This window comes from Micromonospora coerulea (assembly GCF_016598485.1).
In the GTDB taxonomy this organism is placed as follows: Bacteria; Actinomycetota; Actinomycetes; order Mycobacteriales; family Micromonosporaceae; genus Micromonospora; species Micromonospora coerulea.
Genome location: NZ_JAEMUW010000028.1, coordinates 1 through 20,960, shown reverse-complemented (window position 1 = coordinate 20,960; position 20,960 = coordinate 1). Strand labels below are relative to the sequence as shown.

The window sequence follows — 20,960 nt, the reverse complement described above, 5'->3', positions numbered from 1 at the left end:
CGCCCCGCATCCGGCTTTCCGGCCGGCGTGCGGGGCGCCCGCGCGTACGATCGGCGCAGGGAGCGCCGTTCCGACACGGGGGTGGGGATGCGGGATCTCCGGTACAAGATGATCATGGCGTTGAACGCGGCCGACCTCGGCAGCCCGATCTGTGAGCAGGTCGCCGGGATCTGCGCGGAGATCGCCGAGCAGCACTGCGCCGAGTTCGGGCACACGCCGAGCGTGCGCTCCGGCGAGATCGCCGAGCTGGCCACCGGCGAGCCGGCGCTGACCTGGGCGCCCACCGAGACCGGGCAGCGTGCCTGGTGACCGCCGTCGCACCGACGCCGGCGGTGGACGTCCGCCGGGCCGCCGACCGGTTCGCCACCAAGCTGTCCTGGCTCGACTCGAAACACTCCTTCTCGTTCTCCCGGCACTACGACCCGGCGAACATCCACCACGGGTTGCTGCTGGTCAACAACGACGACGTGGTGCACCCGGGCACCGGCTTCGAGACGCATCCGCACCGGGACATGGAGATCGTCACCTGGGTGCTGCGCGGCTCGCTGGTGCACCAGGACTCCACCGGCCACTCCGGCGTCATCTACCCCGGCCTGGCTCAGCGGATGAGCGCCGGCACCGGCATCCTGCACTCGGAGAAGAACGACTCCTGGCGGCTGTCCGGCACCACCCCGCACACCGACCCGGTGCACTTCGTCCAGATGTGGGTGCTGCCCGATGAGGAGGGGGTGGACCCCGGGTACGAGCAGCTGGAGATCGGCGACGAGCTGCTCCGCGGCGGCCTCGTCCCGGTCGCCTCCGGGATGGACCGGCACGACGGCGCCTCGGCCATCCGGATCCGCAACCGGTACGCCGCCCTGCACGCCGCCCGGCTCGCCCCCGGTGACGAGGTGACCCTGCCCGACGCGCCGTTCCTGCACCTGTACGTGCCGACCGGCGCGGTCACCCTGGAGGGCACCGGCCGGCTCGGCGAGGGCGACGCGGCCCGGATCACGATGACCGGTGGCCAACGGGTGGCCGCCGCCGAGCCGGCCGAGATCCTGGTCTGGGAGATGCACGCCACCCTCGCCTGAGGACGCCGGCACCGGGGGTGGCCGCGCTCTGCGCGCCACCGGCCTGGGCGCGCGCCCGGCCGGCCTGCTGGCGGACTGAGCCGCCTCACGCCTCCACTTCGGAGCGGTCGCCGGCCCAGACGGTGTGGAAGGTGCCCTGACGGTCGACCCGGTGGTAGGTGTGCGCGCCGAAGTTGTCCCGCAGGCCCTGGATCAGCGCGGCCGGCAGCCGCTCCGCACGCAGCGCGTCGAAGTAGGCCAGCGACGAGGAGAACCCCGGGGTGGGTACGCCGGCCCGAGCCGCGTCGGCCACCACCCGCCGCCAGCCGGGCACCCCGTCGCGCACCCGGTCGGCGAACCACGGCGCCACCAGCAGCGTCGACAGGTCCGGCTCGGCGTCGTACGCCTCCCGGATCCGGTCCAGGAAGCGGGCCCGGATGATGCAGCCGCCCCGCCAGATGGTGGCGGTACCACCCAGGTCGATGTCCCAGTCGTACTCCCGGCTGCCCGCCCGGATGTGGTCGAAGCCCTGCGCGTACGCGACGATCTTGCTGGCCAGCAGCGCGCGCCGGACGTCCTCGACGAACGTCTCCCGGTCGTCGACCTGCCACTTCTCGCCCGCGTCGGCGAAGGCGCGGCGGGCGGCCTCGCGCTGGTCGGCGTGGCCGGACAGCGACCGGGCGAAGGTCGCCTCGGCGATGCCGGTGATCGGGATGCCCAGGTCGAGGGCGCTCTGCACGGTCCAGCGACCGGTGCCCTTCTGCTCGGCCTGGTCGAGCACCACGTCCACGAACGGCTTGCCGGTGGCCGCGTCGGTGTGTGCCAGCACGTCGGCGGTGATCTCGATGAGGAACGACTCCAGTTCGCCGCCGTTCCACTCCCGGAAGATCTCCGCGATCTCCGCCGGGCCCGCCGACAGCCCGGCCCGCAACAGGTCGTACGCCTCGGCGATGAGCTGCATGTCGGCGTACTCGATGCCGTTGTGGACCATCTTGACGAAGTGGCCGGCGCCGTCCGGGCCGATGTGCCGGCAGCACGGGGTGCCCTCGACCTGCGCGGCGATCTTCTCGAACATCGGGCCGAGCTTCTGATAGGACTCGGCCGAGCCCCCCGGCATGATGCTCGGGCCGCGCAGCGCGCCCTCCTCGCCGCCGGAGACGCCGGTGCCGACGAAGTGCAGGCCGTGTCCGCGCAGCGCCTCCTCCCGGCGGCGGGTGTCGGCGAAGTGGGCGTTGCCGCAGTCGACGACGATGTCGCCGGCCTCGAGCAGCGGCACCAGCTCGTCGATCACCGCGTCGGTGGGCGCGCCCGCCTTCACCATGACGATCACCGCGCGGGGCCGCTCCAGCGAGGCGACGAAGTCGGCGACGGACTCGGACGGCACGAACGCGCCCTCGTCGCCGTGCTCGGCCATCAGGCTGCGGGTGCGCTCCGGCGAGCGGTTGTGCACCGCCACGGTGAAGCCGTTGCGGGCCAGGTTCCGGGCCAGGTTGCGGCCCATCACCGCCAGCCCGGTCACGCCGATCTGCGCCGTCGCCTGCTGTGCCATCCGTACCGCCACCTCTCGTCGGCTGCCCGTCCTGCGACCGTATCGCGGTCGGGGGCGGGCCGGGCCGGGTCGTCGACGCCGGGTGAGCGGGCTACCGCACGTCGTGGTGGCGGGCCGCGCGTCGCGCGGGCGCTGACCGATCCGGTCGGCGCCCGGGTCCGGCGGGGCGGCGGCGCGGCTGGGCCACCGGGCGGTCAGCCCTCGGCGAGGCGGGCCTCGACGTGGGCGACCTTCGCGGTCATCGCGTCGGTGACCCCGGGTCGCAGGTCGGCCTTGAGCACCAGGCTGACCCGGGGCGCGCGGGCGGCGACGGTGTCGACGGCCGCCTTCACCACCGCCATCACCTCGTCCCACTCGCCCTCCACCGTGGTGAACATGGCGTCGGTCCGGTTGGGCAGTCCGGACTCCCGGACCACCCGGACGGCGTCGGCGACCAGGTCGCCGACGGACTCACCCACGCCGAGCGGGGTGATCGAGAACGCGATCAGCATGTCGCCGATCGTGCCAGTAAATCGGGTGCGGGTCGGCCCACCGGTCGGTTAGCGTGCGGGCATGCGTAACTGACGCCCCAGCGAAGAGCCTGGTCCGCCGCCTCCGGCCGCGGGCCTGTCCGCTCCCGGGTGTCCGCCTTCTCCCGCCGCCGCAACCGCGGCGCCCCTTCCTGGCCGGACCCGTCGCCCGAGCGGACCCGTTTCGGTGCTCGTCCGACCGGATCGCGGTGCCGCGGCCGGTCCCCAGCAGCCGGTCCCCGGCCGAAGGAGGCAGCGTATGCCCGCCAAGCGCAGTCCCAAGAAGTCCCGTAAGCCCACGGCGCGGCCGTCCACCGTGGCGGCGGCCCCGCCCGACCTCGACACCCTCGAGCCGGGCCCGCCCGACCTCGACACCCTCGGGGTCGCCCCGGTCGCCCCGCCGGTGCTCCCGGTGGTCGAGACCCCGCCGCCGCCGAAGGCCGGCCCGCCGCCGGGCCGCGACCCGCGGTTCGCCGGCCGTTCCCAGCGCGCGGGCCAGACCCGCCGGTACGCCTTCCGCCGGAGCTGACCAGACCGGTGCGGTTGTCGTCGCTGGCGCGACGACAACCGCACCCGAAGGCGGGGGTCTGTTCGACAGAGCCCTCGATCGGGCCGGGGTCTCAGCCGATCAGCGGGCGGAAGGTGCCCAGCAGGATGCTGGCCGCCAGCGCGCCGCCGCCCAGCACCGCGGCCCCCGCGATCAGCAGCGCATCGGCGGTGGTGAAGCGCTGCCGGCGGGCGGTGGTCCGGGGGGTGCCCGCGTCGAAGCCGCGGGCGTCCATCGCCACCGCCAACCGGGTGCCTCGGCGGATCGCGCCGACCAGCAGCGCGAACGCGGTCGAGACGAAGAGCCGCAGCTTGGCCAGCGGGTTCCGGCCGGCGTCCACGCCCCGGGCCCGGCGGGCCATGCTGATCATCTGCCACTCCTGACCGAGCAGCGGGACCAGCCGGAACGCGGCCAGCGCGCCGATGGCGAAGCGGGCCGGTGCCCTGGCGTTCTGGATCAGCGCGTCGGCCAGGTCGGTCGGGTCGGTGGTGGCGAAGACGATCACGCCGGGCAGCGCCACTGCGATCGTCCGGAGCACCAGGCCCAGGGCGGTGAGCAGCACCCCGGAGGTGACCAGCACCGGCCCGGCCTCGACCAGCACCCGACCGGACCGGTCGGCGGCGAAGAGCACCAGGGTGATCAGGATGCCGGCGGCGCTGGCCAGCAGCGGCCAGGCCCGCCGGGCCAGCACCCGGTACCGGATGCCGAACAGTGGCAGCACGGCCAGCTCGACCGCGATCGCCAGCGCCGGCGCCACCGGGTCGAGGGTGGCGATCAGGGCGAGCGAGAAGACCAACGCGGCGACCAGCTTCGCCACCGGGTTGCGCCGGGCCAGCGGGGCGCCGGACGCCGCGACCGGCTCCACCACGATCACGGGCGCTCCCGGGTGCCGGTGTGGTCGGTGCCGGTCCGGGGTGCGGCGCTGGCGGTCACGGGCGCTCCAGGCTGAGCGTGCGGTCGGCGAGCGCGGCGACGAAGTCCGGGTCGTGGGTGACCGTGACGACGCCGTGGCCGGCGTCGCGCACCTCGGCGAAGAGGTCGACCAGCTCCCGCCAGGTCCGCCGGTCCTGGCCGAAGGTGGGTTCGTCGCAGATCAGCAGGCGGGGCGCGGTGGCCAGGGCGGTCGCCACGCTCAGCCGCCGCGCCTCGCCCCCGGAGAGGGTGTACGGGTTCGCGCCGGCCAGCTTCGCCAGCCGGAGCCGGTCGAGCAGCGCGTCCACGGTGGTCTTGACCGCCGCCTCCGACTGGCCCGTCCGGCGCGGACCGAGGGCCAGCTCGTCGAAGACGGTGCCGGTGACGAACTGGTGTTCCGGGTCCTGAAAGACCGAGCCGATCCGGCGGGCCAGGGCGGGCGCCCGCCAGCGGTGCGGGGGAGTGCCCGAGTCCCGGCCGGCCAGGATGGTGCTGGCGGTGACCGTGCCGGTGCCGGGGCGGAGCAGCCCGCCGAGGAGCAGGGCGAGGGTGGACTTGCCGGCGCCGTTCGGGCCGAGGACGGCGAGCGCCTCGCCGGCGCGTACGGACAGGTCCGTGGGGGCCGACCGGGGTGGCAGGCCGAGCCGGTCGGCGGTGAGCAGCAGGTCGCCGGCCGGCGCGGTCGCGTGCCGGGGCGGCACGGTGCGGCCCGGCACCCAGACCCCGTCCGCGGCGAGGGCGTCGCCGTGCGCGGCGAAGACCGCGGCGGGCGGGCCGTCCGCGCGCACGCCGCCGCCCGGTTCGAGGACGACCACCCGGTCGACCAGCGGCAGCGCCTCGGCGACCCGGTGCTCGACCAGGATCAGCGTGGTGTCGGCGTCCAGGGCGCCCGCGACGGCTTGCCGGACCAGCGTCGCGCCGGCCGGGTCGAGGTTGGCGGTGGGCTCGTCGAGCAGCAGCAGCGCCGGCCGCAGGGCCAGCGCCCCGGCCAGGGCGAGGCGCTGCTGCTCGCCGCCGGAGAGCGCGGCGGTGGGGCGGTCCCGGTGGTACGGGAACCCGACCCGGTGCAGCGCCTCGTCCACCCGGGGCCAGATCTCGTCGGCCGGTACGCCGCGGTTCTCCAGCCCGAACGCGACGTCGTCGCCGCAACGCGCCATCACCAGCTGGGTCTCGGGGTCCTGGAAGACGATGCCGACCCGTTCCCGGGCCTTGCGCGGGTCGAGCCCGTCGATCTCGACGGTGCCCTCCTGCTCGCCGGAGTCCCCGGGCAGCAGCCCGGCCAGCGCCGCCAGCAGGGTGCTCTTCCCCGCCCCGGAGGCCCCGAGCAGCAGCACCCGCTCGCCGGCCTCGACGCGCAGGTCCACCCCCCGCACCGCCCAGGCTTTCCGCCCGGCGTGCCGCCACCCGAACCCCCGCAGCGTCACGGCACCCACCGGCCCTCACCCCCTCCCGGTTCATCGATCATGAAGTTGTTGTCGCGGCACGCCGCGCCGGACGACAACACCTTCATGATCAACGCGGAATCCGGGTGCGCGGTGGCGGTCAGACGGTGGCGCGTTCGCGGCCGGCGGGGAAGCGGTCGAGAACGCCGGTGCCCGCGAGGGCGCGGGTGAGGGCGACGCTGCCGAGGCCGGCCACGAGCAGGGAGCTGACGGCGGTGATCAGGATGTAGGGGAGCCGGAAGCTGCCCCACGCGGTGCCCGGGTACCAGATGAAGACGTCGTAGATCGACGCGGCGAGGCCGGCGAGCGTGCCGGCCAGCAGCGCCACCGGCAGCCGGAAGTTGCGGTACCCGAACGCCGCGAAGGCGAGTTCCGCCGCCGCCGCCTCCAGCGGGCCCTGCACCACCAGCGTCCAGCCCCAGCTGCTGCCGAGCGCCACGGAGACCAGGGCGGCGAAGGTGAGCGTGAAGAACGCGGCGCCGGGCTTGCGGATGATCAGCGCGCCAAGCACGGCCGGCACCAGCCAGACGCCGTACAGGACGGCCCGGCCGGGCAGCGGGATGGCGTCCGCCGGCCCGTTCCACAGCAGGCCCCAGGCCCAGAAGATGACGCCGAAGGCCACCCCGAGCACGGAGGCGATGACGATGTCGATGGTGCGCCACCGGTTGGCGGTGTTGTCCATGGTTGCTCCCAGTCCAGTGCGAACCAGGAGAAGACGCACGCCGCGCCCGGTGTCACCGGACGGCGGCGCGGCTGGAGGTCGACCGAACTCCCTGCGCTGGCATTACCCAGATCAGGTTCGAGGGTCTGCGGGCGGTGCCCGCACTCTCAGCGCTGTGCGCTCCCCTGTCGGATGTGAAGTTGTCTCGGCAGACGCTAGCACCACCCGGGCCCCCGGCCCAGCAGGCGGTCGCCGTCCCGGCGGCTGGGTAGGGTGACGATCATGCGGGTCGACGCGCGAGGTCTGACGTTCGAGGTACGCACCGGCGGTCCGGCGGACGGCGTGCCCGTCCTGCTGCTGCACGGGTTCCCTCAGCACGCCGGCGAGTGGGACGACGTGGTGCCCGCGCTGCACGCCGCCGGGCTGCGCACGTACGCGCTGGACCAGCGGGGATACTCGCCCGGCGCGCGGCCGGCGGCGGTCGAGGCGTACCGGATCCCGGAGCTGGTGGCCGACGCGGCCGGCGTGCTCGACGCGCTGGGGGTGGCGTCCGCCCACGTGGTGGGGCACGACTGGGGGTCGATCGTGGCGTGGGGTCTGGCCGCCGCGCACCCGGAGCGGGTGCGCACCCTCACCGCGGTCTCGGTGCCGCACCCGGCCGCGATGGGGCACGCGCTCGCCACCGACCCCCGGCAGAAGGCCCGGTCGTCCTACATCGCGCTGTTCCGCAAGCCCGGCAAGGCCGAGAAGGTGCTGCTCGCCCTCAACGCCGCCGCGCTGCGCAAGCTGCTCGGTGGGGTGGGCGACGCGGCGCGGGTGGCCCGCTACGCCGACCCGATGCGCGAGCCGGGCGCGCTGACCGCCGCGCTGAACTGGTACCGGGCGATGTCGGGGGGCGACATGAAGGCCGTCGGCCCGGTCGGCGTGCCGACCACCTTCGTCTGGAGCGAGAAGGACGTCGCGATCGGCCGGCCCGCCGCCGAGGCGTGCGCGGCCCACGTCAGCGGCGAGTACCGCTTCGTCGCGCTCCCCGGCGTCACCCATTGGATCCCCGACGAGGCACCCGCCCCGCTGGCCGAGGCCATCCTGGCCTGGGTCGGCGGGTGATCGCGACGCCCGCGACGCCCCGGCCACACACCCGCGCGTCGCTCGCCGCGCAGCTCCGCGACCTCGGCGTACGCCCCGGCGGGGTGGTCCTGGTGCACGCGGCGCTGCGCCCGTTGGGCTTCCTCTGCGGCGGCCCGGAGGCGGTGGTGCTGGCCCTGCGCGACGTGCTCGGGCCGGACGGGACGGTCGTCGTGCCCACCCACACCCCGGAGAACAGCGACCCGGCCGGCTGGAACAACCCGCCGGTGCCGGCGGACTGGTGGCCGGTGATCCGGGCGGAGCTGCCCGGCTTCGACCCGGCGCGGACGCCGAGCCGGTTCATGGGCGCGCTGGCCGAGCAGGTGCGCACCTGGCCCGGGGCGCGGCGCAGCGACCACCCGCAGCTCTCCTTCGCCGCGCTCGGCCCGGCCGCCGACCGCGTCGTCGCCGACCATGCCCTGACCGACATGCTGGGCGAGACCTCTCCGCTGGCCCGGCTGTACGACCTCGACGCCGACGTGCTGCTGCTCGGCATCGACCACGGCTCGAACACCTCGCTGCACCTGGCCGAGTACCGGCAGCCGGCGCCGCCCCGGCAGCGCTGCGGCGCGGCCGTGCTGACCGGTGACGGCGGCCGGGACTGGGTGTGGTGGGACGACGTGGACCTGGACGAGACCGACCTGGCCCGGCTCGGCGACGACCTCGAGGCCACCGGCGCGGTGCGGCAGGGGCCGGTCGGCGACGGCACGGGCCGGTTGATGAGGCAGCGGGCGGCGGTCGACTTCGCGGTGGACTGGCTGGCCCGTAACCGACGGACGGAGGAAGCATGACGGTGAGCGCCGAGGCGTACCTGGCGGTGGTGACCGAGGCGATCGGCCGGGTGGCCGCCACCCAGCGCGAGGTGGTGGGGCGGGCCGCGGACCTGATCGCCGGGTCGTTGCGCGCCGACGGGGTAATCCACGCGTTCGGCACCGGGCACTCCGAGGCCCTCGCGATGGAGATCGCCGGGCGGGCCGGCGGGCTGGTGCCGACCAACCGGATCGCGCTGCGCGACCTGGTGCTGCACGGCGGCGCGCCGGTCGACGTCCTCGGCCCGAAGCTGGAACGCGAGCCGGCGGTGGCGCACCGCCTCTACGAGCTGGCCCCGGTACGCCCGCAGGACGTCTTCGTGCTCGCCTCCAACTCGGGCGTGAACGGGGCGATGGTCGAGTTCGCCGCCCTGGCCAAGGAGCACGGGCACGGCCTGGTGGCGATCACCTCGGCGGAACATTCGGGGCGGATGACCTCCCGCCACCCGTCCGGGCGCAAGCTCGCCGACTTCGCCGACGTGGTGCTCGACAACGGTGCCCCGTACGGCGACGCCACCCTGCCGCTGCCCGGCGGCGGCGCGGTCGGCGCGGTCTCCTCGATCACCGCCGCGCTGCTGGCCCAGCAGATCGTGGCGGAGGTGGTGGCCCGGCTGCTGGCGGCGGGGGAGCGGCCCCCGGTCTACCTGTCGGCCAACATCGCCGGCGGCGACGAGCACAACGCCGAGCTGGAGGCCCGGTACGCCGGCCGGATCCGCCGGGGGGCGTGAGGCGGTTTCGCGCTCACCCACCTCGGGCACTGGCGTTGCTGCCGACGGGCGCTGCCCGCCGGCAGTAGCGTCTCATCCGGAGGTAGCCGCGTGTCGAAGGAAACCGAGAAGCAGCGCTGGCAGCGCAACTTCGCCGATCTGCTCCAGGAGCTGCGGGTGGCGCAGACGGGAGTGCAGATCCTCTTCGCCTTCCTGCTCACCCTGCCCTTCAGCAACGGTTTCACCCGGACCACGGAGTTCCAGAAGGACGTCTACATCGTGGCGCTGCTGTCGGCGGCCGCCGCCACCGCGATGATCATCTCGCCGGTCGCCTTCCACCGGGCGTTGTTCCGGCAGGGGCGCAAGCCGGAGCTGGTCCGGTTCGCCCACCGGATGGCCAGCGGCGGTCTGGCCTTCATGCTGATCTCGATGGTCAGCGCCGTGCTGTTGATCACCGACTTCGTGCTCAGCCGGGCGATGGCCATCGTGCTCACCGCGCTGACCGCGCTCTGGTTCCTCGTGTTCTGGGTGATCCTGCCGTTCGTCCGGCGCAACTGGGGCGAGGACGAGATCGACGACGATGACGACGACCCGCGGGTGCTGACCGGCGACTGACCCACTGGCGTCCCGCCAAATCGGACGTGCGAAGAAGGCTACCCCTGGGTAACACCCGGGGGTAGCGTCGTATCCGTCGCGCACGTTGACGCAGCCGGACCGAGGTTCGAGGGGGCAGCCGTGACCACGACACAGAACAGCCGACCCGACGGAACGGGCGCCGCCGGAGCGGGCGGCCCCACCGGCCGGGAGGCGCCGATCGACGACCCCGACACCGGGCCCGCCGCGGCTGCCGGCGAGGCGGCCGGTACGGCGGCCGCGATCGGCGAGGCGGGTGGCGCGGCGCCGCTGGTCGCCGAGGCGGGGCAGGTCTCGGAGAAGGAGGCGCGCCAGGTCGCCGAGGCGGCCCGGGAATCGGCCTGGGACCGGCCCAGCTTCGGCAAGGAGCTGTTCCTCGGCCGGTTCCGGCTCGACCTGATCAATCCCTGGCCCCGATCCGACCCGGACGACGTCGCGCGGGCCGAGGAGTTCCTCGGCGCGTTCGGGGCGTACCTGGACTCCGAGGTGGACGGCGCGGCCATCGAGCGCGACGCGTCCATCCCGGACGAGGTCTTCCACGGCCTGGCCCGGCTCGGCGCCTTCGGCATGAAGATCGACCGGAAGTACGGCGGGCTGGGGCTGAGCAACCTGCACTACTGCCGGGCGCTGATGCGGGCCGGCTCGATCAGCCCGGCCATCGGGGCGCTGCTCTCCGCCCACCAGTCGATCGGCGTGCCGCAGCCGCTCAAGATGTTCGGCACCGCCGAGCAGAAGCAACGGTTCCTGCCCCGGCTCGCGGGCGGGGAGGTCTCCGCGTTCCTGCTCACCGAGCCGGACGTCGGCTCCGACCCGGCCCGGCTGGCCACCACCGCCGAGCCCACCCCCGACGGCACGGGCTACCGGCTCAACGGCGTGAAGCTCTGGGCCACCAACGGCACCGTCGCCACCCTGCTGGTGGTGATGGCCCGGGTGCCGGCGGCCGAGGGTCGGCGCGGCGGGATCACGGCCTTCGTGGTGGAGGGCGACAGCGACGGCATCACCGTCGAACGCCGCAACGCCTTCGTCGGCCTGCGCGGCCTGGAGAACAGCCTGACCCGGTTCCACGACGTCTTCGTGCCGAAGGCGAACGTGATCGGCGGCGAGGGCAAGGGGCTGAAGATCGCCCTGACCACGCTGAACACCGGACGGCTGTCGCTGCCGGCCATGTGCGTCGGGGCGGGCAAGTGGTCGCTCAACGTGGCCCGCGAGTGGGCCGCCGACCGGGTCCAGTGGGGCCGGCCGGTCGGCGAGCACGAGGCGGTCGCGAAGAAGCTCGCCTTCATCGCCGCCACCACGTACGGCATGGAGAGCATGCTCGACCTCTGCTGCCTGCTCGCCGACGACGACCGCAACGACATCCGGATCGAGGCGGCGCTGGTCAAGCTCTACGCCAGCGAGATGGCCTGGAAGATCGTCGACGAGCTGATCCAGATTCGGGGCGGCCGGGGCTACGAGACCGCCGACTCCCTCGCCGCCCGGGGCGAGCGCCCCGCCGCGGCCGAGCAGATCCTGCGCGACCTGCGCATCAACCGGATCTTCGAGGGCTCCACCGAGATCATGCACCTGCTGATCGCCCGCGAGGCCGTCGACGCGCACCTCTCGGTGGCCGGCGACATCATCGACCCGGACGCCGGGCTCGGCCGCAAGGCGAAGGCCGGGGTGCGAGCCGGCGCCTTCTACGCGCGGTGGCTGCCCACCCTTGCCGTCGGCAAGGGCCAGGCCCCCGGGGCGTACGCCGAGTTCGGCCCGCTCGCCGGGCACCTGCGGCACGTCGAGCGGACCTCGCGCAAGCTGGCCCGGTCGACGTTCTACGCGATGTCCCGCTGGCAGGGCAAGATGGAGCGCAAGCAGGCGTTCCTGGGTCGTGTGGTGGACATCGGCGCGGAATTGTTCGCGATGTCCGCGGTCTGCGTCCGGGCGTACGCCGAGCGGGACACCCGCCCGGAGAACGTGGAGCTGGCCGACCTGTTCTGCCGGCAGGCCCGGCTGCGGGTGGAGGAGCTGTTCACCGGGCTCTGGTCCAACACCGACTCGGTCGACGTGGCGGCGGCGAAGCGGATCCTCGCCGGCCGGTACGCCGCCGTCGAGGAGGGCGTGGCCACCCCGCCGGCGGACGCTCCGTGGGTGGCCCGCTGGACCCCCGGCCCGTCCACTGAGCCGGACGTCCGCCGCCGCATCCCGCCGGCGCACTGATCTCGGCGCGCTGATCCGCCGGACTCCCGGCGACAGCTGGCACCGGCCCGCGGCGGGCGTGTCCCGCCGTGGGCCGTCCGCCGCCGCCTGCCCCGACGAGCCACCGGCCCCGCCGCCCGCCGCCGTCCGCGCCGCCCGCCGCCGTCCGCGCCGCCCGCCACCGCGGCCCGCTGCCTACTGGTCCCCGGCGCCGCCCGCTGCTCCCCGTCGCCGGCCGCTACCCGCTACCCCTTACTGCTTCCCGCCGCCGGCTGCTGCCTACTGCTCGCCGAGAGGCCGGTACCGAGCGCCGCCGGCTCGTGCTGGCCCGAGTGATACCGCACCGAGCGATATGCCGGAGAGGCATAAATATGACTACCAGGTATATCGCTCAGCCGGAATATGCCGTGGGAGCCGTGGGAGCCGCCAGCCCGCCAGCCGCCAGCCGGCAGCCGCCAGCCATCGGGCTACCAGCCGCCAGAGCTGCCAGCAGCCAACCGCCGGAGTCCGTCGGCCGCCAGCCGCCGGAGCCCGTCAGCCGGCGGGCAGCGCCCGGGGCAGGTTTGCGGTACCGGGAGTCGGGCGCGAGGCGTGCAGCGCCGGAGGTCGGGCGCCGGAAGGCGGGAGCGGAGACCCGGACGGCCGGGGTCAGCGGGCGATGGCCCAGGCCAGCACCGCGGCCAGGATGACGCCGTTGAGACCGGCCAGCACCAGGTACGCCTGCGGTGGGATCTTGCGGCCCCGGCGGACGAAGCTCACCAGGACGCCCGCGTACGCCAGCAGCAGCACGGCGACGACGATCAGGAAGTACAGCACCGCCCCACCTTAGCGGCCGGCCCGGAGCCCGAGTCTGCGCAGCTCCAGCGCGGCGAGCGCGTCGACGGTGGCATCGTCGCCGCGGCGCCACGCCTCGGCCACGTCGGGCCCGATCCGGGTCAACCGACCGATCGGCTGGCCGGCGAGGGCCCGCAGCGCCAGCAGGTCCCGGCCGGCGGGGAGGGTCGCGAGCGCCTTCGCCGCGCCGGCCCGGCGCATCCAGCGGACCCGCAGCGGCAGCCAACCGAAGAGCACCAGGCCGAGCGGGAAGACCAGCACCGCGATGCTCAGCGCGAGGGCCAACTGGCCGACCAGTTCCTGCTGGTCGCGGCCCGCCTCGGCGACCGACCGGGCGGCTTCCGCCGCCCGGTTGAAGGGTGCGGTCAGCTCGTCGCCGACCAGCGGCACCCGGCCGACCTTGCCGCCGGCGTCGGCCAGGTTGTCGGCAAGGCCGCTGCCGGCCCCCTCCAGCTTCCGTCCGGGTACGGCGAGCTTCTGCACCAGGTCGTGCAGCCAGAGCGCGAAGCGGATCGCCGCGTAGACCCAGACGACCACGAGCAGATCCGTGAGGAGTTGGCGGAGGGCGATCGGAAAACGGTCGGCGTAGATCTTCACGCCGGACAGCGTGCCACGGTCCGGCCGTCGAGGCACGGGGCGATTTTCAGCCGGCGCAGGCCGGGCAGGTCCCGAAGATCTCCAGGGTGTGGCTGACCTCGGCGTACCCGTGCTGCGCCGCGACCCGTTCCGCCCAGTTCTCCACCGCCGGCCCGGCCACCTCCACCGTCCGCCCGCAGGCCCGGCAGACCAGGTGGTGGTGGTGTCCCTCGCTGCACCGCCGGTACAGGTGCTCGCCGCCGGGCGGGCGCATCACGTCGATCTCGCCGGCGTCGGCCAACCCCTGCAGCGTCCGGTAGACGGTGGTCAGGCCGACCCGCTCGCCCCGCTGGCGCAGCATCGCGTACAGGTCCTGCGCGCTGTGGAAGCCGTCCACCTCGGCCAGCAGCGCGCTCACCGCACTGCGCTGCCGGGTGTTCCGCAGCGACCCCTCGGTCATGGTCCCTCCCCGGCGTGGCTGACCGCGTCCGCAGCGATGTGCGCGACGTGCTCGTCCACCAGGGCGTACGCGATCTCCCGGCCGCGCCGGGAGCCGCGGACCACGCCGGCGCCGCGGAGCACCCGCAGATGCTGGGAGACCAGCGGCTGCGGGGCGCCCAGCTTCTCCACCAGCTCGTGCACGCACCGCTCGCCCTGCGCCAGCTCGGTCACGATCGCCAGCCGGATCGGCGCGGACAGCGCACGCAGCAGGTCACCCGCGCCCTCGAAGGCGTCGTACCCGTTTGTGCCCGTCACCCCGTAACGGTAACCAATGCCAGCAGGACCGGCCGGGGGCGGCTCACCGGAGCACCACCTCGTGCGGCTCGTAGGCCGGTACGGTCGCCGGAGTGGTACGTCGGCGCAGCGCCCGCCAGGCCGCGGCGGCCAGCGCGACCACCAGGAACGAGGCGATGGCCAGCAGCACCACCGAGGCGCCCGGCGCGGTGTCGGCGGTGGCGGCGACCCACACGCCCGCCCCGGCGGCGAAGAGCCCGAGCACCATGGCGGCCGCCATGGTGCTGCGGAACCCACGGGTGACCTGCTGGGCGGTGGCCACCGGCACCACCATCAGCGCGCTGATCAGCAGCACCCCGACCGCCCGCATGGCGATCGTCACGGTCACCGCGGTGGTGACCGCGAGCAGCAGGTTGAGCGCCCGGACCGGCAGCCCGGACACCCGGGCGTACTCCTCGTCGTGGCAGACCGCGAAGAGCGCCGGGCGCAGCGCCAGCATCAGGACCAGGATCGCCGCGCCGAGCACCAGGATCGTGGTCAGGTCGGCCGGCGACGTGGTGGTGAGCGACCCGAACAGGTACGAGTTGAGCGAGGCGCTGCCGGCGTCGGAGAGCCCGACCAGCATCACGCCGCCGGCGATGCCGCCGTAGAACAGCAGCGCCAGGGCCAGGTCGCCGGAGGTACGGCCGCGGGAGCGGACCAGCTCGATGACGATCGCGCCCAGGGTCGCCGCGATCACCGCCACCAGCACCGGGGAGCGGTTCAGCAGCAACCCGGCGCCGACGCCGGTGAGCGCCACGTGCCCGATCCCGTCGCCGATCAGCGCCAGCCGCCGCTGCACCAGGTAGATGCCGAGCGCCGGCGCGGCCAGCCCGATGACCAGCGCGCCGACCAGGGCGCGCAGCATGAAGTCGTACTGGAAGAGGTCCATGTCAGATGCTCCACAGCCCGGCGGGCTCCTCGTCGCAGTGCGGGTGCACGTGCTCGTGATCGGGCTCCGCGTGGTGCCCGGCCGGCTCCGGCACCGCGCCGTCGTGGCAGATGCCTCCCTCGTGCACGACGATCGCCCGGCTGATCAGCGACCGCAGCGGGCCCAGTTCGTGGGCCACCAGCAGCACCGTCCCGCCGCCGGCCAGGAAGCCGCGCAGCGCCTCGGCGAACGCCTCCTGGCTGGCTGCGTCGACCCCCGCGGTCGGCTCGTCCAGGACCAGCAGCTCGGGTTCCCCGGCCAGGGCCCGGGCGATCAGGGTGCGCTGCTGCTGGCCGCCGGAGAGGGTGGCCACCGGGTCATCGGCCCGGTCGGCGAGCCCGACGGCCCGCAGCGCGGCGGCCACCGCCTCGCGGTCGGCGCGCCCGGCGGGCCGCAGTACGCCCCGGCGCGCCAGCCGCCCCGAGGCCACCACCTCGCCCACCGTGGCCGGTACGCCGCTGCCGGCGCCGAGGCGCTGCGGGACGTACCCGATCCGGCGCCACTGGCGGAAGCGGCGCTGCGGGGTGCCGAAGAGGGTGACCGACCCGGACACCAGCGGCACCAGCCCGAGCACCGCGCGGATCAGGGTGGACTTGCCGGAGCCGTTGGCGCCGAGCACGGCGACCACCTCCCCGGCGGTGACGGTGAGCGAGACGTCCCGCAGCACGGGGCGGCCGTCGTAGCCGACGGCGGCGTGGTCGACCTGGATCACGGGTGCGTTCATGAGCAGTCCAACGCGGTTCGCAGGGTCTGGAGGTTGGCGCGCATCGCCGAGAGGTAGTCGCCGCCGGCCGGGCCGCCCTCGATCGGGTCGAGCACGGCGGTCTTCGCCCCGACCTCGCGGGCCACCGTCTCGGCGACCTTCGGGCTGACCAGCGTCTCGAAGAAGATGGTGGTGGCCCGGTGCTCCCGGGCCTCCCGTGCCACCTCGGCGAGGCGCTGCGGGGCGGGCTCGGTGTCCGGGGTGAGGCCGGTGATGCCGACCTGTTCGAGCTGGTAGCGCTCGGCGAGGTAGCCGAACGCGGTGTGGCTGACCACGATCTCCCGGCGCTGGCAGGTCTTCAGCCCCTGCGCGTAGTCGGCGTCGAGCTGCCCCAGCTCGGCCCGGAGCGTCCTGGCCCGCGCGGTGAAGTCGGCGGCCCGGTCCGGGTCGGCCGTGCCGAGCCGCTCGGCGAGCCGGTCGCCGATGGTGGCCAGCCGGGTCGGGTCGAGCCAGACGTGCGGGTCCTTACCGCCCGTCTTCTCCTCCTCGTGGCCGGCCTCGCCCTCGTGCTCGTGCCCGCCGGCCGCCGCGTCGCGTAGCGGCTGCACGCCTGCCACGTCGAATCCCCGATCGCCGCCGTTCTGGTCGACCGCCTCGTCCACCGCCGGCTGGAAACCCTTGAGGTAGACGATCAGCTCCGCGTCGCTGACCTGTCCGACCTGGCGCGGGTTGAGCTCCAGGTCGTGCGGCTCGGCGCCGGGCTTGGCCAGGTTGGTGACCCGGACCGCGTCGCCGCCGATCCGCTGGGCGAGGAACTGCAGCGGATAGAAGGCGGCCACCACGTCGACCCGGTCCGGGTCGGCGCCGGCCGGAGCGTCGTCGGAGCAGGCGGCGAGGCCGCCCAGGGTGAGCAGCGCGGCGGTGGCGGCGGCGAGGACGCGCGGAGCGGAGCGGATGGTCATGTCAGCAACTGTCCGCGATAACGAAATTGATTGTCAAAAACGCATGATTGCATGTCACAGCAGCTTGGCCAGGGCCACCGCGATCAGCAGGGTCAGCATCACCAGCCGGATCACCCGCGTGGCCGCCGCCTGCACCGGCCAGGTGGTGACCATCAGCCACACCAGCACCGCGGCCAGCACCAGCAACAGCAGGCCGCCCACCGGGCCCGGCGCGAAGAGCGCCACCAGCACCAGGACGAGCGTGGCCAGGAACACTGTCGTCGGATTGACCCGGGCCAGGCGGGCGAGCAGGGGGCTCTGCGTACGCTGCATCCCACAGACTCTACGAGGAGGACGCCGGTGCTGGTGACCAACCGGTTCGTGGTCGACGCCGAGGTCGCGCCCGACTTCACCGAGCGGGCCCACGCCGCCCTCACGGCGCTCGCCAACCGCCCCGGCTATCTGCGCGGAGAACTACTGCGCGCGCTGGACGACCCGACGCACTGGTGCCTGCTCACCGAGTGGGAGTCGGTCGGGGCGTACCGGCGGGCGCTGGGTGGCTTCGACGTCAAGATCGCGGCGGTGCCCCTGCTCGCCGAGTCGGTCGACGAGCCGTCGGCGTACGAGACGCTGGCCAGTGCCGCGCCGGACGGGGAGATCGTCGTCGTCGCCAGTGATCGGGCCGCGGGTCCTTACCGCTGACCTTCGGGGCACTACCCTCTGGCGTATGACCGCTCCCGGACCGGCAGCCCCGCCCCCTCACCCCGTGCGGCCCGGCGCCGGTGGCGCGCCGCCGGTGCCCGGTTCGCCGGCCGAGCCCGGGGTTCCGGCCGGCCCGGGGGTGGCGCCGCCCTTCGCCGCCCCGCCCACCGAGGGCGGCCGGACCCGGCTCTGGCTCGGCCTCGGCGTCGGGGCGCTCGCCGTGCTGCTCTGCTGCGGCGGGGGCGGTGCGGCCGTCGTCGGCCTCGCGGTCAGCAACGTCCAGGCGATCGAGGAGCAGGGCCGGACGGTGACCGACGACTACTACCACGCCCTGGTGGAGAAGGACTGGTCCCGGGCGTACGACACGCTCTGCGACGACGCCCAGCGGCGCGAGTCCCGGCCGGAGTTCGAGGAGCGGGTGGCCGCCGAGCCGACGATCTCCGGCTACCGGGTGGGCAAGGTCGACGCCCAGACCCTCACCGTGCCGGTGGACGTCACCCTCGGCAGCGGGCGGCGGGAGGCCCAGCAGGTGACCCTGGCGGCGGATCCGCAGACCGGCGGCATGGAGGTCTGCGGGGTGAGCTGACCCGCCCCCGGTATTCTGCTGGGCTCGGGCCTGCGGTGGTCGTACCGTTGTCCCGAACTGACCGTTCCATCCATATCGCCCCCGCCGACCGCCAGCCGGCGTAGGAGGAAACATGCCAGCCGACCGTATCGACGCCGTCGTCAGCCTCGCCAAGCGCCGAGGCTTCGTCTTCCCCTCCAGCGAGATCTACGGGGGCACCCGGTCGGCGTGGGACTACGGTCCGCTCGGCGTGGAGCTCAAGGAGAACGTCCGCCGGCAGTGGTGGAAGAACATGGTTCAGCAGCGCGACGACGTGGTCGGCCTGGATTCCGCGGTCATCCTGGCCCGCAAGGTCTGGGAGGCGTCGGGCCACATCGCCGAGTTCGTCGACCCGCTGACCGAGTGCCAGTTCTGCCACAAGCGGTTCCGCGCCGACCACCTGGAGGAGGCGTACGCCGAGAAGCACGGCAAGCCGCTGACCTCGCTGTCGGAGCTGAACTGCCCCAACTGCGGCAACAAGGGCACCTTCACCGAGCCGAAGATGTTCAACGGCCTGATGAAGACCTACCTGGGCCCGGTGGAGAGCGACGAGGGCCTGCACTACCTGCGCCCGGAGACCGCCCAGGGCATCTTCGTCAACTACAAGAACGTGGAGACGGTCGCCCGCAAGAAGCCGCCGTTCGGCATCGCGCAGACCGGCAAGTCGTTCCGCAACGAGATCACCCCGGGCAACTTCATCTTCCGCACGCGCGAGTTCGAGCAGATGGAGATGGAGTTCTTCGTCGAGCCGGGCTCCGACGAGCAGTGGCACGAGTACTGGCTCTCCGAGCGCTGGAACTGGTACCTCGACCTCGGCCTGTCCGCGGAGAACCTGCGCTTCTACGAGCACCCGAAGGAGAAGCTCTCCCACTACTCGAAGCGCACCGTCGACATCGAGTACCGGTTCCAGTTCGGCGGCACCGAGTTCGCCGAGCTGGAGGGCATCGCCAACCGGACCGACTTCGACCTGTCGACGCACAGCAAGCACTCCGGCGTCGACCTGTCGTACTTCGACCAGACCAAGGGCGAGCGCTGGATGCCGTACGTGATCGAGCCGGCCGCCGGCCTGACCCGCGCGGTGCTCGCCTTCCTGCTCGAGGCGTACGACGAGGACGAGGCCCCGAACACCAAGGGCGGCGTCGACAAGCGGACGGTGATGCGCTTCGACCCGCGGCTGGCCCCGGTGAAGGTCGCGGTGCTGCCGCTGTCCCGCAACGAGGCGCTGTCGCCGAAGGCCAAGGGTCTCGCCGCCGACCTGCGCAAGCGCTGGGTGGTCGAGTTCGACGACTCGCAGGCGATCGGCCGCCGCTACCGCCGGCAGGACGAGATCGGCACCCCGTTCTGCGTGACGGTCGACTTCGACACCCTGGACGACAACGCGGTGACCGTGCGGAACCGGGACACCATGGCGCAGGAGCGCGTCGCGCTCGACCAGGTCGAGCGCTACCTGATCGAGCGCCTGCCCGGCTGCTGAGTCGCCGACGGGGCCCTGACCGGCGCGGGAGGAGTGCCGGTCAGGGCCCCGTACACTTGTCCGGTGACTGCCCCGACCCTGCCCGCGCTGCGCCCGTTGACCCTCGGGCGGCACGAGGTGTGGCCGCCGGTGGTGCTGGCGCCGATGGCCGGGATCACCAACGTCGGCTTCCGCCGGCTCTGCCGCGAGCAGGGCGGCGGCATCTACGTCTGCGAGATGATCACCACCCGGGCGCTGGTCGAACGGAACCCGAAGACCCTGCGCATGATCGCCTTCGGCGCCGACGAGCAGCCGCGCAGCCTCCAGCTCTACGGCACCGACCCGGAGATCACCGCCGCCGCCGTGCGGATCGTGGTGGAGCGGGACCTCGCCGACCACATCGACCTGAACTTCGGCTGCCCGGTGCCGAAGGTGACCCGGCGCGGCGGCGGATCGGCGCTGCCCTGGCGGCGCCGGCTCTTCGCCCGGCTGGTGAAGGCCGCGGTGGACGCCGCGTCGCCGGCCGGGGTGCCGGTCACGGTGAAGATGCGCAAGGGCATCGACGACGACCACCTGACGTACGTCGAGGCCGGGCTCGCCGCCCAGGACGCCGGCGTCGCGGCGGTGGCCCTGCACGGGCGTACGGCGGCGCAGCGCTACTCGGGCACCGCCGACTGGGACGCGATCGCCACCCTCAAGCAGGCGCTCGACGTGCCGGTGCTGGGCAACGGCGACATCTGGGAGGCCGACGACGCGCTGCGGATGGTCGCGCACACCGGCGTGGACGGCGTGGTGATCGGGCGAGGCTGCCTGGGCCGGCCGTGGCTCTTCGCCGACCTGGAGGCCGCGTTCCACGGCCGGCCGGAGCGGCGGCTGCCCACCCTCGGCGAGGTGGCGCTGACCATGCGCCGGCACGCCGAACTGCTGGTCGACCAGTTTGTCGCCGGGGCGCGCAACCCGGCGCGGGGGGAGCGGGACGGCTGCACCGACTTCCGCAAGCACGTCGCCTGGTACCTCAAGGGCTTCCCGGTCGGCAGCGAGCTCCGTCGCTCCCTGGCCATGATCGAGAGCCTGGCCCAGCTCGACGACCTGCTCGGCAAGCTCGACCCGGCCGAGCCCTTCCCGGTGGCCACCCTCGGTCAGCCGCGCGGCCGGACCAACTCCCCGGGCAAGGTCTTCCTGCCCGACGGCTGGCTGGCCAGCCGGGACGACGACACCGTGCCCGACGGCGCCGAGCTGGACGACTCCGGCGGCTGATCGGCTACCGAGACGACGAAAGGGCCGGCCCCGTATGGGGCCGGCCCTTCCGGTTGGGTCAGGAGGC

General features: G+C 74.0%; 25 protein-coding genes and 1 riboswitch. Of the genes, 12 read left to right on the top strand and 13 right to left on the bottom strand.

The features are described 5' to 3' along the window. Nucleotides 1-87 precede the first annotated feature (87 nt). Nucleotides 88-309, top strand: coding sequence for a thioredoxin reductase (locus I8N68_RS27250; RefSeq protein ID WP_234040688.1), 222 nt, complete (start codon nucleotides 88-90; stop codon nucleotides 307-309). Beyond that, the gene (locus I8N68_RS27245) at nucleotides 306-1,073 is read left to right on the top strand and encodes a pirin family protein (protein ID WP_200215356.1); all 768 of its coding nucleotides are present in this window, start codon (nucleotides 306-308) and stop codon (nucleotides 1,071-1,073) included. The genes I8N68_RS27250 and I8N68_RS27245 overlap by 4 nt, the downstream gene beginning before the upstream one ends. An 85-nt stretch (nucleotides 1,074-1,158) precedes the next feature. On the opposite strand, the gene gnd is transcribed toward I8N68_RS27245, so the two are convergent. Beyond that, complete coding sequence (gene gnd / locus I8N68_RS27240; protein ID WP_200215355.1) at nucleotides 1,159-2,601, bottom strand: NADP-dependent phosphogluconate dehydrogenase; 1,443 nt, start codon at nucleotides 2,599-2,601, stop codon at nucleotides 1,159-1,161. Nucleotides 2,602-2,795: 194 nt separating this feature from the next. Further along, complete coding sequence (locus tag I8N68_RS27235) at nucleotides 2,796-3,092, bottom strand: MTH1187 family thiamine-binding protein (protein WP_200215354.1); 297 nt, start codon at nucleotides 3,090-3,092, stop codon at nucleotides 2,796-2,798. Nucleotides 3,093-3,369: 277 nt separating this feature from the next. Here I8N68_RS27235 and I8N68_RS27230 point away from each other — a divergent pair, with 277 nt between their 5' ends. Then, nucleotides 3,370-3,639 (top strand): hypothetical protein, encoded by a 270-nt coding sequence (locus tag I8N68_RS27230; protein WP_200215353.1) that lies wholly within the window; start codon nucleotides 3,370-3,372, stop codon nucleotides 3,637-3,639. Between the two features lie 91 nt (nucleotides 3,640-3,730). Here the strand turns inward: I8N68_RS27230 and I8N68_RS27225 are convergent, their stop codons facing one another. The 3 genes from I8N68_RS27225 to I8N68_RS27215 form a co-directional block, all read right to left on the bottom strand. Next, entirely contained in the window at nucleotides 3,731-4,531 is an 801-nt protein-coding gene (locus tag I8N68_RS27225) for an energy-coupling factor transporter transmembrane component T family protein (RefSeq protein ID WP_200215352.1), read from the bottom strand. Between the two features lie 55 nt (nucleotides 4,532-4,586). After that, complete coding sequence (locus I8N68_RS27220) at nucleotides 4,587-6,002, bottom strand: ABC transporter ATP-binding protein (RefSeq protein ID WP_200215351.1); 1,416 nt, start codon at nucleotides 6,000-6,002, stop codon at nucleotides 4,587-4,589. A gap of 109 nt (nucleotides 6,003-6,111) precedes the next feature. Then, entirely contained in the window at nucleotides 6,112-6,693 is a 582-nt protein-coding gene (locus tag I8N68_RS27215) for an ECF transporter S component (protein WP_200215350.1), read from the bottom strand. 70 nt (nucleotides 6,694-6,763) lie between these two features. Then, nucleotides 6,764-6,869: riboswitch (TPP riboswitch) on the bottom strand. A gap of 85 nt (nucleotides 6,870-6,954) precedes the next feature. Between I8N68_RS27215 and I8N68_RS27210 the strand changes: the two genes are divergently transcribed. The 5 genes from I8N68_RS27210 to I8N68_RS27190 all read left to right on the top strand — a co-directional run bounded on the left by I8N68_RS27210 (nucleotide 6,955) and on the right by I8N68_RS27190 (nucleotide 12,139). Next, entirely contained in the window at nucleotides 6,955-7,779 is an 825-nt protein-coding gene (locus I8N68_RS27210; RefSeq protein WP_200215349.1) for an alpha/beta fold hydrolase, read from the top strand. After that, entirely contained in the window at nucleotides 7,776-8,588 is an 813-nt protein-coding gene (locus tag I8N68_RS27205; protein ID WP_307812995.1) for an AAC(3) family N-acetyltransferase, read from the top strand. The genes I8N68_RS27210 and I8N68_RS27205 overlap by 4 nt, the downstream gene beginning before the upstream one ends. Then, nucleotides 8,585-9,334: a sugar isomerase domain-containing protein gene (locus I8N68_RS27200; RefSeq protein WP_200215348.1), complete on the top strand. Its 750-nt coding sequence runs from the start codon at nucleotides 8,585-8,587 to the stop codon at nucleotides 9,332-9,334. Before I8N68_RS27205 ends, I8N68_RS27200 begins: the two co-directional genes overlap by 4 nt. 90 nt (nucleotides 9,335-9,424) lie before the next feature. Continuing rightward, nucleotides 9,425-9,928, top strand: a complete 504-nt coding sequence (locus I8N68_RS27195; RefSeq protein WP_200215347.1) for a DUF6328 family protein — start codon at nucleotides 9,425-9,427, stop codon at nucleotides 9,926-9,928. Nucleotides 9,929-10,189: 261 nt separating this feature from the next. Continuing rightward, entirely contained in the window at nucleotides 10,190-12,139 is a 1,950-nt protein-coding gene (locus tag I8N68_RS27190; RefSeq protein ID WP_200215407.1) for an acyl-CoA dehydrogenase family protein, read from the top strand. Between the two features lie 627 nt (nucleotides 12,140-12,766). Here the strand turns inward: I8N68_RS27190 and I8N68_RS27185 are convergent. From I8N68_RS27185 to I8N68_RS27150, 8 genes are read right to left on the bottom strand one after another with little or no spacing between them, the layout of a single operon-like run. After that, nucleotides 12,767-12,934, bottom strand: a complete 168-nt coding sequence (locus I8N68_RS27185) for a hypothetical protein (protein ID WP_200215346.1) — start codon at nucleotides 12,932-12,934, stop codon at nucleotides 12,767-12,769. A 9-nt stretch (nucleotides 12,935-12,943) separates the two neighbouring features. Then, nucleotides 12,944-13,549 (bottom strand): hypothetical protein, encoded by a 606-nt coding sequence (locus I8N68_RS27180; protein ID WP_200215345.1) that lies wholly within the window; start codon nucleotides 13,547-13,549, stop codon nucleotides 12,944-12,946. 46 nt (nucleotides 13,550-13,595) lie between these two features. Continuing rightward, nucleotides 13,596-13,988, bottom strand: a complete 393-nt coding sequence (locus I8N68_RS27175) for a Fur family transcriptional regulator (protein ID WP_200215344.1) — start codon at nucleotides 13,986-13,988, stop codon at nucleotides 13,596-13,598. Further along, complete coding sequence (locus I8N68_RS27170) at nucleotides 13,985-14,284, bottom strand: ArsR/SmtB family transcription factor (protein ID WP_200215343.1); 300 nt, start codon at nucleotides 14,282-14,284, stop codon at nucleotides 13,985-13,987. The genes I8N68_RS27175 and I8N68_RS27170 overlap by 4 nt, the downstream gene beginning before the upstream one ends. Before the next feature lie 43 nt (nucleotides 14,285-14,327). Next, nucleotides 14,328-15,194, bottom strand: a complete 867-nt coding sequence (locus I8N68_RS27165) for a metal ABC transporter permease (RefSeq protein ID WP_200215342.1) — start codon at nucleotides 15,192-15,194, stop codon at nucleotides 14,328-14,330. A 1-nt stretch (nucleotide 15,195) separates the two neighbouring features. Continuing rightward, on the bottom strand, nucleotides 15,196-15,957 hold the full coding sequence (locus I8N68_RS27160) for a metal ABC transporter ATP-binding protein (RefSeq protein WP_200215341.1): 762 nt from the start codon (nucleotides 15,955-15,957) through the stop codon (nucleotides 15,196-15,198). Continuing rightward, entirely contained in the window at nucleotides 15,954-16,898 is a 945-nt protein-coding gene (locus I8N68_RS27155; RefSeq protein WP_200215340.1) for a metal ABC transporter substrate-binding protein, read from the bottom strand. Before I8N68_RS27155 ends, I8N68_RS27160 begins: the two co-directional genes overlap by 4 nt. A 54-nt stretch (nucleotides 16,899-16,952) precedes the next feature. Beyond that, a complete protein-coding gene (locus tag I8N68_RS27150; protein ID WP_200215339.1) occupies nucleotides 16,953-17,210 on the bottom strand; it encodes a DUF6703 family protein in 258 nt (85 codons plus the stop codon). 27 nt (nucleotides 17,211-17,237) lie between these two features. Between I8N68_RS27150 and I8N68_RS27145 the strand changes: the two genes are divergently transcribed. From I8N68_RS27145 to dusB, 4 genes are all read left to right on the top strand, one after another. Next, nucleotides 17,238-17,579 carry an antibiotic biosynthesis monooxygenase family protein gene (locus I8N68_RS27145; RefSeq protein WP_200215338.1) on the top strand — a complete coding sequence of 114 codons (342 nt, stop codon included), beginning with the start codon at nucleotides 17,238-17,240 and terminating at the stop codon, nucleotides 17,577-17,579. 25 nt (nucleotides 17,580-17,604) lie between these two features. Next, the gene (locus tag I8N68_RS27140; protein ID WP_234040687.1) at nucleotides 17,605-18,165 is read left to right on the top strand and encodes an Rv0361 family membrane protein; all 561 of its coding nucleotides are present in this window, start codon (nucleotides 17,605-17,607) and stop codon (nucleotides 18,163-18,165) included. A gap of 112 nt (nucleotides 18,166-18,277) precedes the next feature. Beyond that, complete coding sequence (locus tag I8N68_RS27135; RefSeq protein WP_200215337.1) at nucleotides 18,278-19,657, top strand: glycine--tRNA ligase; 1,380 nt, start codon at nucleotides 18,278-18,280, stop codon at nucleotides 19,655-19,657. A 63-nt stretch (nucleotides 19,658-19,720) separates the two neighbouring features. Further along, on the top strand, nucleotides 19,721-20,893 hold the full coding sequence (dusB, locus tag I8N68_RS27130) for a tRNA dihydrouridine synthase DusB (RefSeq protein WP_200215336.1): 1,173 nt from the start codon (nucleotides 19,721-19,723) through the stop codon (nucleotides 20,891-20,893). Nucleotides 20,894-20,960 lie beyond the last annotated feature (67 nt).

Coding starts and splice junctions, on each gene's coding strand:
- I8N68_RS27250 (WP_234040688.1), top strand. CDS start 88: ATGCGGGATCTCCGGTACAAGATGATCATGGCGTTGAACGCGGCCGAC.
- gnd (WP_200215355.1), bottom strand. CDS start 2,601: ATGGCACAGCAGGCGACGGCGCAGATCGGCGTGACCGGGCTGGCGGTG.
- I8N68_RS27235 (WP_200215354.1), bottom strand. CDS start 3,092: ATGCTGATCGCGTTCTCGATCACCCCGCTCGGCGTGGGTGAGTCCGTC.
- I8N68_RS27230 (WP_200215353.1), top strand. CDS start 3,370: ATGCCCGCCAAGCGCAGTCCCAAGAAGTCCCGTAAGCCCACGGCGCGG.
- I8N68_RS27215 (WP_200215350.1), bottom strand. CDS start 6,693: ATGGACAACACCGCCAACCGGTGGCGCACCATCGACATCGTCATCGCC.
- I8N68_RS27210 (WP_200215349.1), top strand. CDS start 6,955: ATGCGGGTCGACGCGCGAGGTCTGACGTTCGAGGTACGCACCGGCGGT.
- I8N68_RS27200 (WP_200215348.1), top strand. CDS start 8,585: ATGACGGTGAGCGCCGAGGCGTACCTGGCGGTGGTGACCGAGGCGATC.
- I8N68_RS27175 (WP_200215344.1), bottom strand. CDS start 13,988: ATGACCGAGGGGTCGCTGCGGAACACCCGGCAGCGCAGTGCGGTGAGC.
- I8N68_RS27165 (WP_200215342.1), bottom strand. CDS start 15,194: ATGGACCTCTTCCAGTACGACTTCATGCTGCGCGCCCTGGTCGGCGCG.
- I8N68_RS27160 (WP_200215341.1), bottom strand. CDS start 15,957: ATGAACGCACCCGTGATCCAGGTCGACCACGCCGCCGTCGGCTACGAC.
- I8N68_RS27155 (WP_200215340.1), bottom strand. CDS start 16,898: ATGACCATCCGCTCCGCTCCGCGCGTCCTCGCCGCCGCCACCGCCGCG.
- I8N68_RS27150 (WP_200215339.1), bottom strand. CDS start 17,210: ATGCAGCGTACGCAGAGCCCCCTGCTCGCCCGCCTGGCCCGGGTCAAT.
- I8N68_RS27140 (WP_234040687.1), top strand. CDS start 17,605: ATGACCGCTCCCGGACCGGCAGCCCCGCCCCCTCACCCCGTGCGGCCC.
- I8N68_RS27135 (WP_200215337.1), top strand. CDS start 18,278: ATGCCAGCCGACCGTATCGACGCCGTCGTCAGCCTCGCCAAGCGCCGA.